The organism is Methylocystis sp. (assembly GCF_051062815.1).
Lineage (GTDB): Bacteria > Pseudomonadota > Alphaproteobacteria > Rhizobiales > Beijerinckiaceae > Methylocystis.
The window spans coordinates 58466-72192 of record NZ_JBPFDU010000054.1 but is presented as its reverse complement, the minus strand read 5'-3'; the positions used below and the strand labels follow the sequence as shown (position 1 = coordinate 72192).

At 59.1% G+C, this 13727-nt stretch carries 12 protein-coding genes, 1 tRNA gene and 2 pseudogenes; 8 read left to right on the top strand and 7 right to left on the bottom strand.

Features of this window, described 5'->3' with window-relative positions:
- A pseudogene (locus tag ACR65W_RS08465) lies at window positions 1-236 on the top strand (hypothetical protein); the annotation flags it as partial.
- Window positions 237-361: 125 nt separating this feature from the next.
- Window positions 362-667, top strand: coding sequence for a helix-turn-helix domain-containing protein (locus ACR65W_RS08460; RefSeq protein ID WP_434502512.1), 306 nt, complete (start codon window positions 362-364; stop codon window positions 665-667).
- 343 nt (window positions 668-1010) lie between these two features.
- Here ACR65W_RS08460 and ACR65W_RS08455 read toward each other — a convergent pair.
- Window positions 1011-1086: transfer RNA gene (locus tag ACR65W_RS08455), tRNA-Glu, on the bottom strand.
- 141 nt (window positions 1087-1227) lie between these two features.
- On the opposite strand from ACR65W_RS08455, the gene ACR65W_RS08450 reads away from it, so the two are divergent.
- Both ACR65W_RS08450 and ACR65W_RS08445 read left to right on the top strand, forming a co-directional pair.
- Window positions 1228-3102, top strand: coding sequence for an ABC-F family ATP-binding cassette domain-containing protein (locus ACR65W_RS08450; protein WP_434498394.1), 1875 nt, complete (start codon window positions 1228-1230; stop codon window positions 3100-3102).
- A 269-nt stretch (window positions 3103-3371) separates the two neighbouring features.
- A complete protein-coding gene (locus ACR65W_RS08445) occupies window positions 3372-3719 on the top strand; it encodes a hypothetical protein (protein WP_434498393.1) in 348 nt (115 codons plus the stop codon).
- 939 nt (window positions 3720-4658) lie between these two features.
- Here the strand turns inward: ACR65W_RS08445 and ACR65W_RS08440 are convergent.
- The 4 genes and pseudogenes from ACR65W_RS08440 to ACR65W_RS08425 all read right to left on the bottom strand — a co-directional run.
- Window positions 4659-4826, bottom strand: a pseudogene (locus tag ACR65W_RS08440) (transposase); the annotation flags it as partial.
- Window positions 4827-4946: 120 nt separating this feature from the next.
- A complete protein-coding gene (locus ACR65W_RS08435; protein ID WP_434498392.1) occupies window positions 4947-5567 on the bottom strand; it encodes an SLATT domain-containing protein in 621 nt (206 codons plus the stop codon).
- A 72-nt stretch (window positions 5568-5639) separates the two neighbouring features.
- Complete coding sequence (locus ACR65W_RS08430; RefSeq protein WP_434498391.1) at window positions 5640-5798, bottom strand: hypothetical protein; 159 nt, start codon at window positions 5796-5798, stop codon at window positions 5640-5642.
- A gap of 75 nt (window positions 5799-5873) precedes the next feature.
- Window positions 5874-6176, bottom strand: coding sequence for a GNAT family N-acetyltransferase (locus tag ACR65W_RS08425; protein WP_434498398.1), 303 nt, complete (start codon window positions 6174-6176; stop codon window positions 5874-5876).
- 187 nt (window positions 6177-6363) lie between these two features.
- Between ACR65W_RS08425 and proS the strand changes: the two genes are divergently transcribed.
- Genes proS through ACR65W_RS08410 form a run of 3 tightly spaced genes read left to right on the top strand, consistent with a single transcriptional unit; the run spans window position 6364 to window position 9696 of the window.
- A complete protein-coding gene (gene proS, locus ACR65W_RS08420; RefSeq protein ID WP_434498390.1) occupies window positions 6364-7704 on the top strand; it encodes a proline--tRNA ligase in 1341 nt (446 codons plus the stop codon).
- Entirely contained in the window at window positions 7701-9008 is a 1308-nt protein-coding gene (locus ACR65W_RS08415) for a lipoprotein-releasing ABC transporter permease subunit (RefSeq protein WP_434498389.1), read from the top strand. Before proS ends, ACR65W_RS08415 begins: the two co-directional genes overlap by 4 nt.
- A 4-nt stretch (window positions 9009-9012) precedes the next feature.
- Window positions 9013-9696 (top strand): ABC transporter ATP-binding protein, encoded by a 684-nt coding sequence (locus tag ACR65W_RS08410; protein WP_434498388.1) that lies wholly within the window; start codon window positions 9013-9015, stop codon window positions 9694-9696.
- 7 nt (window positions 9697-9703) lie between these two features.
- Here ACR65W_RS08410 and ACR65W_RS08405 read toward each other — a convergent pair whose 3' ends face one another.
- Entirely contained in the window at window positions 9704-10279 is a 576-nt protein-coding gene (locus tag ACR65W_RS08405; protein ID WP_434498387.1) for a hypothetical protein, read from the bottom strand.
- Window positions 10280-10776: 497 nt separating this feature from the next.
- Here ACR65W_RS08405 and ACR65W_RS08400 point away from each other — a divergent pair, with 497 nt between their 5' ends.
- Window positions 10777-11373, top strand: coding sequence for an enoyl-CoA hydratase-related protein (locus ACR65W_RS08400; RefSeq protein WP_434502510.1), 597 nt, complete (start codon window positions 10777-10779; stop codon window positions 11371-11373).
- A gap of 16 nt (window positions 11374-11389) precedes the next feature.
- On the opposite strand, the gene ACR65W_RS08395 is transcribed toward ACR65W_RS08400, so the two are convergent.
- Complete coding sequence (locus ACR65W_RS08395; RefSeq protein WP_434498385.1) at window positions 11390-13726, bottom strand: putative bifunctional diguanylate cyclase/phosphodiesterase; 2337 nt, start codon at window positions 13724-13726, stop codon at window positions 11390-11392.
- Window position 13727: the final 1 nt, after the last annotated feature.

The following is a 13727-nucleotide window of genomic DNA, read 5'->3' as shown; positions in this document are numbered from 1 at the left end:
GTCTCGTCGCGTCCTTGGCTAACGGCGTCATAAAAGACAGGGCTGCTGTGCGCGCCGCAATCATATCCGCTTGGTCGAACGGACAGACCGAAGGTCAGATCACAAAGCTCAAACTCGTGAAGCGACAAATGTATGGGCGCGGAAAAATCGATCTACTCGAAGCGCGTCCTCATCGGCGCGAACTGATCGCGGCCTGCATCAAATCTGCATCAGAGCCAAAATTGCATGCCGAATAACACCATTCTCAAAAATGGGTAGTTTTCGATGTCGTCGTCTCTGGACGAGGTGATTTCTAAGATTGAGGCGGCCTCATCCGTCGAATGCAGGGTTTTGTCAAGAGCTTCCGCGTCAATCGGAACTGATGCATCTCGTGCTGATCTATTGGGCCCAGCGAACCGTCGATCTTGTCGCGACGACTCAGCAGTTACCGCATCGCTTTCTCGATAGCGAAGGACGGCCGTTGGCCGCAGTGTCGCTGACTGATCGCGAGCGAGATGTTCTTTCTTGGGCCGCGCGTGGAAAGACTGCTTCAGAGACAGCCGACATTATCAACGTCGCCGAGAGCGCCGTCGTCGTGCATCTCAAGCACGCGATGGTCAAATTGGGGGCTGCGACCAAGACTGAGGCCTGCGTGCGCGCTGTCTACCTTGGTCTGATCAATATTTGAGACGTTTGAGATGCGACGAGCGCGTGGCTGAAGTCGTCGTCAACGCGGTCTCGGAATACGAGGCCGAGAAGTCGCTCCTCTGGGTCGCTCCAATAGGAAACCTCGTCTGAGATCAGGCGCACGGGAGCGAGGCGCGCGCCGATCGAGAAGAGATCGAAGCGGGCTGGCGCCATCGGTTGACTGAACTTGGCGATCTCCGCGAGACGCTTCGCGCGCCGCTGCGCCTCTCCCATCGGTGTCTCTGAGGCCTCTATCGCCCGCCAGTCCGGCGACGCCTTTTCCGTAAAGTTTCCGTATAGCCGATTCTAGTGGCTCGGAATATCGCGCAACGAATTGATTTTATTGGCGCGCCCAAGGGGAATCGAACCCCTGTTTTCGCCGTGAAAGGGCGACGTCCTAGGCCTCTAGACGATGGGCGCGGCTGCGCGGCCGCATGGCGGCGGCGCGAGGGCGTGTATAGAGGCGCGGGCGGCGCAAGACAAGGCCGACGGCGGCGCCAGATCGCCGCGCATGGCGTCGCGTTTGCGCCCCTTCGGGCGAGGCCCTAAAGCATCGCAGCAATGCTCACGATCAACGATCTCGTCTACCGGCTCGGCGGCCGGCTGCTGTTCGACCACGCCGGGGTGTTCCTGCCGGGACGCTCCCGCGCGGGCTTTGTCGGCCGTAACGGGGCCGGCAAGACCACGCTATTCCGGCTGATCAGCGGCGAAATCGCCCCGGAAAGCGGCGCGATCTCGATTCCCGCCCGCACCAGGCTCGGGCGCGTCGAGCAGGAGGCGCCGGGCGGTCCGACGGCGCTGATCGACTTCGTGCTGGCGGCGGACCTTGAGCGCGCCGAACTCATCGCGCGCGCCGACGTCGCGCATGATCCCCACGACATCGCCGACATTCAGACGCGGCTCGCCGACATCGACGCCCATTCGGCGCCCGCCCGCGCCGCCGCCATCCTGCACGGGCTGGGTTTCGACGCCGCGGCGCAGCGCCGGCCGCTGTCGGAATTCTCCGGCGGCTGGCGCATGCGCGTCGCGCTCGCGGCGGTGCTGTTCGCGCAGCCCGACCTGCTGCTCCTCGACGAGCCGACCAACTATCTCGATCTCGAAGGGACGCTGTGGCTCGTCGACTATTTGTCGCGCTATCCGGCGAGCGTGATCGTCATCAGCCATGACCGCGATCTGCTCGACGACGTGGCCACTCATATTCTGCATCTCGAGCGGGGAAAGCTGACGCTCTATAAGGGCGACTACTCCTCCTTCGAAAAGCAGCGGCGCGAGGCGCAGCTCCTTGCCGTCAAAGGCGCCAAAAAGCAGGAAGAGCAACGCAAGCATCTGCAGGCCTTCGTCGACCGCTTCCGCTCCAAGGCGACGAAGGCGCGCCAGGCGCAGTCGCGCTTGAAGCTCCTCGCCAAGATGGAGCCTGTCGCGGCGATCGTCGACGATTCGGTCCTGCCGATTCATCTGCCCTCGCCCGAGAAGCCGCTGTCGCCGCCGATCATCGCGCTGGAGAAAGCCGCGGTCGGCTATGGCGATCGAATCGTGCTGTCGCGGCTCACGCTGTCGATCTCCAACGACGATCGCATCGGCCTGCTCGGCGCCAATGGCAATGGCAAGTCGACCTTCGCTAAATTGCTTGGCGGGCGGCTGGCGGCCTGCGCCGGCGAGATGGTGCGCGCGCCAAAGCTGGAGGCGGGATTTTTCGCGCAGCATCAGGTCGACGAACTGAGCGAGAGCGAGACGCCTTACGCCGTCTTCGCGCGGCTGATGCCGGGCGCCCCCGAGGCGCGCATTCGCGGTCGCGCGGCGCGGACCGGATTTTCCGGCGCGCGCGCCGAAACCGTCATCGCCAAGCTATCGGGAGGCGAAAAGGCGAGGCTACTGCTCGGCGTCGCCACCTTCAACGCGCCGCATCTTTTGATTCTCGACGAGCCGACGAACCATCTCGATATCGACAGTCGCGCCGCACTGATCGAGGCGATCAACGATTATGAAGGCGCCGTCGTTCTGGTCTCGCATGACCGCTATCTGCTTGAGGCCTGCGCCGATCGCCTGTGGCTGGTCGACGACGGAACCGTGCGCGCCTTTGACGGCGACATGGACGATTATGCTCGGCTGGTGCTCTCAAAATCGCGCGACGATGAGCCCAAGCGCGCGCTCGCGACGCCGGCGCAAGAGGCGGCAGAGCAGGGGGCGGCAAAGCAGCAGGCGCCAAGGCGCCGTGACGCCGGGCAGGCGCGGCGCAAGCTCGCGGCGGCTGAAGAGCGCGTCGAGAAATTCACCCAGCTTCTCGCCCGCGTCGACGAGGCCCTCGCCGCGCCCGACGCTTTCGCGCGCAATCCGCAGGAAGCGGCGCGGCTGGCGTCGCAGCGCGAGGAATTGGCCCAGGCGCTCGCCGCCGCCGAGGAGCAATGGCTGGAGCTTGCGGCGGAGGTTGAAGCATAGGGGCTCCCGCCGGCCGTGTCGCCGAATTCTTCCCGCCTGTGGTCGGGGGGGCGGGAAGGTGGGGAAGGCCCTCAACTTTCGCAACAAACTTTTTGCACGCCAGAAGCCCTGGAAAACAAGGGGTTGGTGGATGTTGCAAGAGTCTCGCTTTATGCAAATGAAACACGGACTCGCCATCTCCACGAACGCGAACGAAAAAGGCGATACTTATGGTCACCACCCACGCCTTAACGTATGTTTGAGCGTCGAAATTGATTGAGCAAACGACCATGTCTGAACACGAACCCGATGAAAGGGTGAGAACCGACGAAGATGCCAAGCGGGCGATTGAGCTTCGCCAGCAGGAGAAGAAGATACATTTCCTAATATCAAATTTTCTCGGGGTTATTATATCTGTATTTGCCGCGCTATTCTCTAATGCAACGCTAGGTCATCTCGACGCTCTTAGATCAATCGGCGAAACTGGCGCACAATTTGTCACACAACTGCACTGGCTGGTTCTATTTTCGTCAGCCATATTTTTATACGTTCTTATCTGTTATATGCTGAGCAAAATTTATTTTTTTGTCAGTGGCTTTGTTGGTTTTTGTAATTGGGCGCCCAAAGGAGTTTGTTAGTAAAAATATCTTTGAAGGAACCAAAAACGTTAACATGGTTTTCGGCACAGCCGACCGCTCAGTCGTGAATGTGGCACAAACCGAACAGGAGTTTTATGATGATAATTTAGATAAGTCTAAATTAGAACTTAGGACATTCTGCTGGTTATTTTATTTACTTGCATTTTCATTCACCGTTGTTCTCTTGTTTCGTGCGGCGCGCCTTGTTCTATTTGCATAACCCGCGCGCCGTCTGGAGGGGCTTTTGCGTGCAGGGCAGCCTATGATGCCTTCTCAAATCATGCGTTGAGAGAGAGGGCTTCGCCTCCCTCCTTCGTCGTCCAGCGTATCTCCAAACGCCGCGTGGCTTTCGCGCTTCTCATGAACGACCCGTTTTAAGAGAAGGCTTAGGGCTTAGGGCCGCCTTGAAAACCAATCAAAGCGTGATATCTTTGCGATGTTCATGCGTCGTCTAGGCATGAAGCGTAGTTAGTTCCGTTCCACGCGTTAACTGGGATCGAGAGCTGGCTACGAGTCTGCCTAATCGGCACCCTGGCTCTCGATTTAAAATCATCGCGAGATGGGTGTCATGAGCAGCCGCTTCCGCCTAATCTTTCTTTCTGTTCTCAGCTTAACCATCGTATGCGGGCTTTCGGCAACCGCGCTGGCTCTCTTCGGGCCGAATTCGCCAACTCCCCTTATCGAACGGCTATTTTCTACAACGCTCCAAACCTTCACCTTAGGTGTAGGAGCCATTTTCGCGTTGCTCAGCGTGAACAAGTAGCTATGCGAAGCGCGGCACTCGTTCTTTCAAAAAGGGACTATTTTCGGCGCGGTTGGCGTGTTGCGAAATTATTGAATTTTGCACGAGGAATATTCGATCTCGTGAGCGGATGATTCTTAGGCGATAAAGCCTTCAGTAGGCAGCGTCTGATAAGTTCGTCAGCTTAGGGTCCAGACTCATAACCAATAGGTAAACCAATAGCTGATTGTCGCCGCGATGCAGACGGCTGCGAGAAAGTTAGTCGCGCTTCGATCGTAGCGCGTGGCGATGCGCCTGAAGTCCTTCAACCGGCAGAACATGCGCTCGATGGCGTTGCGGTTGCGATAGAGGAACGGCGAGAAGCAGCGTGAATAAACTACCGCCCTTCAGCGTGGACAAGTTGCGCGACCAGGTCAGACGGTAGGGAATGTGCGTCCGCATCGTTCTTTCTCCATCTAATCTGTATTCAAAGTCGTAGCCGTCGGTTAGGCTGATTTTTCTGAAATAATCAGCGGCATAGCATAAAAAAATATCAGCCAAGTAACCATAATCGTTATGGTTACCAATACAATTATTGGCTTGTAAGAGCGTATCAAAAATAAAATGCCAACTTTGAAGCGATACAACCAACCCATCCATGGAAACTGCTCAGGCCTCTCTGCGATATATTTCTGATAATCCAGGTCTGTATGATTTATGCTGTATTTTTGAAGCACGGCGCTATATTTTGCTGCAAAATCCAAGAGCTTAGCTTCATCTATTGACGCTCCATATACGGAGATTTCTCGCCTTAGCTCGTTGATTTCTAGGCCACTTCTATGATGCTGTTCTGCATTAACAGCATCACGTCGAGAATTTTGTAACAATGCAGCTACCAAAATGACAACCGAAAGAACCACCGTAAAAAGATTCAAATTATCTAATACATTCTTCGGGAGCTTCCAAAAATACGGTATTATAGTGAGAGCAATTATATATACGGAAGTAATAGCAGTAAGAAGCATTAGATTGCTATCGTGCTCTTCTAGATATTTAGCAGCATTGAACCTGCTTCCAGCGGTCGCCTTCATCGCGCGAACTAATTCAGTATATTGCTCGTTAGCCATAAATTCCTCGTTAAGATTCGCGTGCGGCCTTAGGCCAGATGCACAAGATTATGCTCCGCCGCACGCTCGTTTTCAAAGTAGCGCTTTGCGGGGTTTCATCTTTTTTCCCAACGCTTCGAAGGTACGGTCGTTTTGGCCTGCGCTGTGGGGTTCAATTTCATGATGCTGCAGACGGCGGCGCTTCGCCCGCTCGATGACTTCGCGCTCCGTGGCGCGAAGCTGGTCGCGCATGTCGCCCACATCCGACCCGGCTGCGCCGAGCCACCCTCTCCTCAAGTGGAGAAGGGAGGGCGCGAACTCACAACGTCAATCGGCGGCTTCGGGGTGGCGCCGCAAATAATCAACGACGAAGGAACAATCGCCCCTCACCTTTAGGCCTCGGGCGCGGGCGAATTCCAGCGCGTTGCGAATGAGCTCCGACGCGACGCCCTGACCGCGCAGCCGCGGCGGCGTCTGCGTTGAGGTGAAGACCATCACGTCATTGTCGATGCGGTAATAGGCGAGCGTCGTCTCTCCATCGACGTCGAGTTCGAAGCGACTGAACTCGGGATTGTCGCGGACGCTTCCCCAGGGATGTCTGGCTGCAGCCTCGCCCCCCGCCTTGCCCATAGCCTCGCCCATGCCGGCCTCCTCAAGAGTTAGTGCTCCCGAAATGGGCGTGCGCGGCCAAAAAGGAAGAGCGCCCGCCGCTTGCGTTTTCGGCCGCGCCGGGGTTCAACAGCCTCGCCCGCGCCGTTTGCTCGGGCGGCGGACAGGCTATGCTCGCCGCTTCCCGATTCGCCCAACCGGATTCGACATGCGCCTTTCCCGCTATTTCCTGCCCATTTTGCGCGAGACCCCGAAAGAGGCCGAGATCGTCTCGCACCGGCTGATGCTGCGGGCGGGCATGATCCGACAGGAGTCGGCCGGCATCTACGCCTGGCTGCCGCTCGGATTGCGGGTCTTGAACAAGATCAACGCCATCATCCGCGAGGAGCAGACCCGCGCCGGCGCCATCGAATGTCTGATGCCGACCATCCAGCCCGCCGATCTGTGGCGCGAGTCGGGGCGCTATGACGCCTATGGCAAGGAAATGTTGCGCATCGCCGACCGCCATGACCGCGAGATGCTCTACGGCCCCACCAATGAAGAGATGATTACGGAGATTTTTCGAGCCTATGTGCGCTCTTACAAGGATCTGCCGCTCAATCTCTTTCATATCCAGTGGAAGTTTCGCGATGAGGTGCGGCCGCGTTTCGGCGTGATGCGCTCGCGCGAATTCTTGATGAAGGACGCCTATTCCTTCGATCTCACGGCGGAAGCCGGACAGCATTCCTACAACAAGATGTTCGTCGCCTATCTGCGCACCTTCGCGCGCCTGGGCCTGACCGCCATTCCGATGGCGGCCGAATCCGGCCCGATCGGCGGCAACAGCCATGAGTTCATCATTCTCGCGTCGACCGGCGAGAGCGAGGTCTTTTGCCACAAAGATTTTCTGTCCTTCGCGCCGCCGCCCGCCTCGGTCGATTTCGACGATGCGGCGGCTCTGCAGGGAATCGTCGACAAATGGACCAGCCGCTATGCGGCGACGAGCGAGATGCATGACGCCGCGGCCTTCGCCGCGGTTCCGGAAGATGCGCGGGTTGCGGCGCGCGGCATCGAGGTCGGCCATATTTTCTACTTCGGAACCAAATATTCCGAGCCGATGAAGGCCGTCGTCAACGGACCGGACGGCAAGGAGGTTGTCGTGCAAATGGGTTCCTACGGCATCGGGCCGTCGCGCCTCGCCGCCGCCATTATCGAGGCGGGTCATGACGACAACGGCGTCATATGGCCGGAATCCGTCGCGCCTTTCCATGTCGGGGTCGCCGATCTGAAAGTCGGAGACGCGGCGACGGGCAAGGTCTGCGCCGATCTCGTGGCGCAGCTCGAGAACGCGGGACTGGACGTGCTGCATGACGACCGCGACGAACGCCCCGGCGCGAAATTCGCGACGCTCGATCTCATCGGTCTGCCCTGGCAGGTTCTGGTCGGGCCCAAGGGCCTGGCTGAGGGCAGGGTGGAAGTGAAGCAGCGCCGCACCGGAGAGCGGGAGCTTCTCGCGCCTCAGGACGCCGTCACCCGCATCGTCGCCGCAATGAGACAGGCTCAGGCATGACCGAAGCGGCGCAACCGGCAAGAGGCGCCGGCGCGGCGCAACCGGCAAGAGGCGCCGGCGCCTTTTCGGCCTTTGAGCGGATGGTGGCGCTGCGCTATCTGCGCGCCCGTCGCGCCGACGGCTTCGTCTCGGTCATCGCCGGCTTTTCGTTCCTCGGCATCATGCTGGGCGTCGCGACCCTCATCGTCGTCACTTCGGTGATGAACGGATTCCATCGCGAGTTGATGGACAAGATCATCGGCATCAACGGCCACGCATTCTTGCAGGCGGTGGAGACGCCGTTCACGGACTGGGACCGGGTGTCCGCGAAGACAGCGAAGCTGCCCGGCGTCCAGCTTGCAATCCCCATGGTCGAGGGCGCGGCCGGCATATCGACTCAGTTCGGCCAATCGGGCGTGCTTGTGCGCGGCGTGCGCGAGAAGGACTTGACGCGGCTCCCGGGCGTGGCGGGCAACGTCAAGAGTGGCGCGCTCGCCGGATTCGATAAGGCCGGCGGCGTCGCCATCGGTCAGCGGTTGGCGGAGACGCTCGGCGTCGGCGTCGGCGACCCGGTCAGCCTGCTTATCGCCAAGGGGGTGCAGACGCCTTTCGGGGTCGCCCCGCGCATCAAAGCCTACAAAGTCGTTGCGATCTTCTCGATCGGCATGTCCGAATTCGATAGCGTCTTCGTCTATATGCCGCTCACCGAGGCGCAGCTCTTCTTCAACAAGGAGAATGAGGCGACGGTCATCGAGGCTTTCGTCACCGATCCCGAGAAGATGGACGATTTTCGCATCAACGTCGAAAAGGCGATCGACCGGCCGCTGATCGTCACCGATTGGCGCCAGCGCAACAAGACGTTCTTCGACACGCTGCAGGTCGAGAAAAACATCCTCTTCATCATCCTCGCTTTGATCGTCGTGGTCGCGGCCTTCAACATCATCTCCGGGTTGACGATGCTCGTGAAGGACAAGACTCAGGACATCGCCATACTGCGCACGATGGGCGCGACGCGGGGCGCGGTCCTGCGCGTGTTCCTGATCATCGGAGCTTCGATCGGCGTCGTCGGCACGCTGGCCGGCTTTGCGCTAGGTCTGGCGCTGGCGAAAAATCTCGACACCATCCGCGTCGGGGTCAATAAGCTGTTCGACGCCAATCTCTTCCCCGCGGAGTTCTATTTTCTCTCGCGCCTGCCGGCGATCGTCGACCCGCGCGAGGTGACGGCGATTGTGGCCATGACGCTCACGCTCGCCGTTCTCGCCTCGATCTATCCAGCCTGGAAAGCCGCATCGCTCGATCCGATCGAAGCGCTGCGGCACGAGTAGTCCGATGAGCGAGGCCGTCCTCGAACTCCGCAGCATTGCGCGCCACTATCGCGAGGGCGAGGCGCGGCTCGACATTCTGATGGACGTCAATCTGTCAATCTATCCGGGCGAGACGGTCGCGTTGCTGGCGCCGTCTGGCGCCGGCAAGTCGACGCTCCTCCATATCGCCGGACTCTTGGAGCGCCAGGACGGCGGCGAAGTGCTGATTGCAAATGCGCCGACGTCGCGCATGTCCGACGCCGAGCGTACGCGGCTGCGGCGCGCCACCGTCGGCTTCATTTATCAGTTCCATCATCTGCTGCCGGAGTTCTCGGCGCTCGAGAATGTGGCGCTGCCGCAGATGATCAATGGCTTGAGCGGCAACGAGGCGCGGCTGCGGGCGCAACAGCTGCTCGACTATTTGCGGCTCGGACCGCGCGCATCGCACCGGCCGTCGGAGCTTTCCGGCGGCGAACAGCAGCGCGTCGCCATCGCCCGCGCCGTTGCGAACGCGCCGCATCTTCTGCTTGCCGACGAACCGACCGGCAATCTCGATCCGCGCACCGCGGAGCATGTTTTCGGAACGTTGTTGGCGCTCGCCCGCAGCACCGGACTGGCGGCGCTCATCGCGACTCACAATCTGGAGCTCGCGAGACAAATGGACCGTCGCGTAACCTTACGCGACGGTCGAGTGGAGCTTTTAAGCTGAAGCCGCCTTAAGCCTTCGTTGTGGGCTTCTTGCCCATGAACTGGTGCCTGTACCAGAGGCCGAAGCCAACCAGCGCCAGGACCCCGAAGAACACGGCGATCGTGATTTCCCTGGTTTGGGTCAAGCCGACGGAGAAGGGGAAGCGCGCGACATATTCCTTGGTGCCGTCATCGCTTTTTGCCTTCACCAGCCCGATAAACTTGCCTTCCTGCGGAAAGACATGCTCGAAGGTGAGCGTGCCGGACTTATACTTCTTGGGGGGAGAGTAATACTCTGTATTCGCCTCGAGATTTTCGGTGTCGTCCTTCTGGCCGACGTCACGGACGACGCGCATCTCAAGATTCATGTCACGCAGTTCGTCCTGCTGCGCATCCAGGGTGATAATGGTGGGCCCGGCGTCTGGAATATCGTCGCAGAACTGCTCACGTGACTTTTGCGGCTGATACCCCGTGAAAGTCATCGTATCGGGGCCGAGTTTCATCAGGCATTGGCCCTGGTTGATGCCGACGTCGCCATGCGCATGCGCTTGCGTGATCCAGCCGGCCGCCGCGAACAGCATGGCGGCGAAAAATCGCATGATCATCTGGTGTTCTCCCTTCTGAACTGGCCGCTCTGCGATGAGCGGTCTCTTATTGGCGCGCAGTCCGGTTCCGACGCGCCAATAATTCGCATACTCCGTGCGCGAAAGCGAACTGCGAACTCCGGAACCTCCAGCAGCGCTCTAGTTAATATAAATCAGCTGCGCCCACTTGTCCCGCGACCAAGGGCCACACGCGCTCGAAAAAGTCTGCGCGGCCCGTTTATTGTACAATCCCGTCGCCTGACGATGATTTTTTCGTAAGGTTCGCGTGTTAGAGAAGCTGCTTAAACGTCATGCACTTGGCGTAACTTCGGCGCAATTTCGAGGCAATCATCAGCGCCAGGGTTGGCGAAGTTAAATTTTCATTTAACTTAATCGAGCCTTCACAAACTATGGCGGGAAAAATGTTGAACTTTCCTTATCTGCGTGACCAAGCTGAACTTTCTGTCAACGGCGGCTGTCTTTCGTCCATATGGTTGAAAGACCACCAGGCTCTAGTATTGCGCAAGACTCGTCCGGGTTTTGACGCGCCCACGATCCGTACAATTACAAACATATTATCGGCGATCGACCGAGGCGAGCTGAACGATCTCCGCTACATCGTCTATGATTTCGCGCATGGCGTGCGAGAGGCGCCGAGGCCGGCGGAGGGTTTTGGAGAGATGGCCGCCGAAAATTCCGAGCTGATTGTCGATACGCCGGTGATCACGCTCGCCTGGGCGCGCGGCCTCATGACCGGCTCCGATTTCGACTTCGCTATGCATTGCTCCGGCATCGTCGCCGAAAGGGACGCGCAATTCTCGTTCTCGGGAGATCCCTCCGACCTCATGGGGCTTTACGCCGCAGTCGGTCGGACATTGGGCTTCGTGAAGGCCGAGCGTCTGATGGACAGCAATACGGCGCTTACTGCGGAAGACGCGCACGAACTGCTGATCGCCAGAGACGTCGTCGAACCGCAGTCTGGCGCCGCGGCGATAGAGCGCTACCTGGCCCGGTTCGGCCGGCGCTATAACGCGTCGCACGCGATATTTCGCGCGCAGCGTATGTTGCAACCTGGGGTTGATCGACGTAGCCTGGTGGCGCTTGAGCACAACTGAGGCTGTTGGCGTAATCTCACGCCGCGCTGACGAGGCGCGGCGCGTCCCGCCAATACTCGAGGAGCGGTCTCAGCTCCTCGATTGGCCGCGGTCGCGTGTAGAGGTAACCCTGAATGAGAAAAATATTCTTGCTCGCCATGAAGGCGAGTTGAGCATCAGTTTCGACGCCTTCGGCGACGAGATCGATGGATAGATCCTGTGCGAGCGCAGAGATCGCCGAGATGATCGCCTGCGTTTTGGGCGACTCGATCGCCTGCCGCGCAAAGGCGCGATCGATCTTGACCTTCTTGACCGGGAAACGATTGAGATAGCCGAGGCTGCTGTAGCCGGTTCCGAAATCGTCGAGTGAGAGACGGACGCCGAGCGCGTCGATTTCGCGCAATTTGCTTTCCACGTCATCTGACACCATGAGCGTCGTTTCGGTGATTTCGAGCTCCAAACGATCGGGCTCCAATCCAGATTCGCGGAGCGTCGCCGCGACCATTTCAGCGAGATCCTTCTGTTGGAATTGCCTCGGCGCGATATTGACGGCGACTCGGACGTTCGAGGGCCACGATTTCGCGTCATTGCACGCCTGCCGCAGCGCCCAGGCGCCGAGCTCGATGATCATGCCGGTTTCTTCGGCGATAGGAATGAATTCGCCTGGCGAGATCATTCCTCGGGTCGGGTGGCGCCATCGCAACAGCGCCTCCAAGGAAACGATGGTCGCGGTGCGGGAATCCACGACCGGCTGGTAGTAGACGAGCAATTCGTTCGCCAGGAACGCATGACGCAATTCGGTGTCGATTGCGCGCTTTCGGGTCAGCGCGTCCTGCATCTCCTGAGAATACCAGATCGCCTTGCCGCGCCCGTCGGCTTTCGACCGGTAAAGCGCGAGATCGCTGCATTTGAGCAGGCCGCCGGAGGTCTCCGAGTCTTTTGGCGCCGCCGCCATGCCGATGCTCGCGCCGATGTTGACGACATGGTTTTCGACGATGAAGGTGCGATGCATCTCGGCAAGTATATCCGCGGCGAGTTGGTCAACGTCAGGCAGGCGTTCGCCGGCGCGCAGCAGCACGCAGAACTCGTCGCCGCCGAGCCTCGCCACCACATGTGGACGCGGCACGCAGGCGGCAAGACGCGCTCCGACCGCAGACAGCAGCTGATCGCCGATGGAATGGCCCAATGTGTCATTGACCTCCTTGAACCGATCGAGATCGATGTTGAGCAGCGCGGCGCGAAACCCACGTTGCCTGAGCTGAACCATTTCCTCCTCAAGCGTCTCCTGAAATTGATAGCGGTTCGGCAGATTGGTCAGATCATCGAAATGCGCCATGCGCTCGATCTCGCGGAGCGCGCGCTTTTGTATCGTCACGTCCTCGATGACGGTAATGAAGGATCCCGCTTCGGCGCGTTCGCAGTGAAATTCAAAAAAGCGTTCGCCGAGCTTGTGCGTGAAGATGCTCGCACGCGGCATTGTGACATGCCGTCTCCATCGCTCAAAAAAGATTTTGCCTTCCTGCGACGACATGCCGACGCTCTTGCCGATCGCATGCGCCAGCGCTTCGAGCCGGATCGGCGTCGTCGCTGCGACGATGCCGAAGAAATCGATGACGCGCCGATTGACGACCGTGACGGAGAGGTCGGCGTCGCCCATGCAAAGGCCATGCGTCATCGAGTTCAGCGCGAGGCTGAAGAGCGTTCGCTGCCTGACCGCCTCATAACCGTTACGGAGTGCAGTCTCCAAGTTCGCGTGCAGAAATGTTGTTGTCGATTTTACGGAGATCATTCCGATGATCAGAATAAGCGTCAGGCCCCAATACCAGAAGCTGTAGTAAAAAAGACAAGCGATCGCGAGAGGCGCGCACGCCCCGATGACTTGTCCAAAAACGATCATTGGCCTGCCAGAATTGCGGCTCGCTAACGCTCCCGCACAACCGGTCATCAAAATCACACCATAATAGGCGAGCATTTCGTCGTGGTGTTCTATGAAAAGTATAGCGGCGGTGATGCCGACCGCGGTCATGAAACCGACGGCGCCTATCGCGTATCGAACCTCCCATCGACGCGCATCTTTGCGCCGCTGCGCGGGAGGTTGCCGCGTGTATGCGAGCAATACAGAAATGCGGTAGGCGGCCATGCAACTCATCAAAATAATGAGTTGCAAGTAGACCGATTGCCACGTCGACAGCCATGCGATTGTGGGCGCGAGCATGCCAGCGGCTATCCCTGCAAGGAAGGAGCCTTGGGTCGCGAACAGTGTTTCGACGAGGTCGTGATAGATCTCGTTATCCGTCTTCACCTCGGCCTTTGCTTTCGGCTTCTGGGCTGTATCGTCGCCCAAAACTTTGACCAGCTGCGAGGTGGCTTCCATT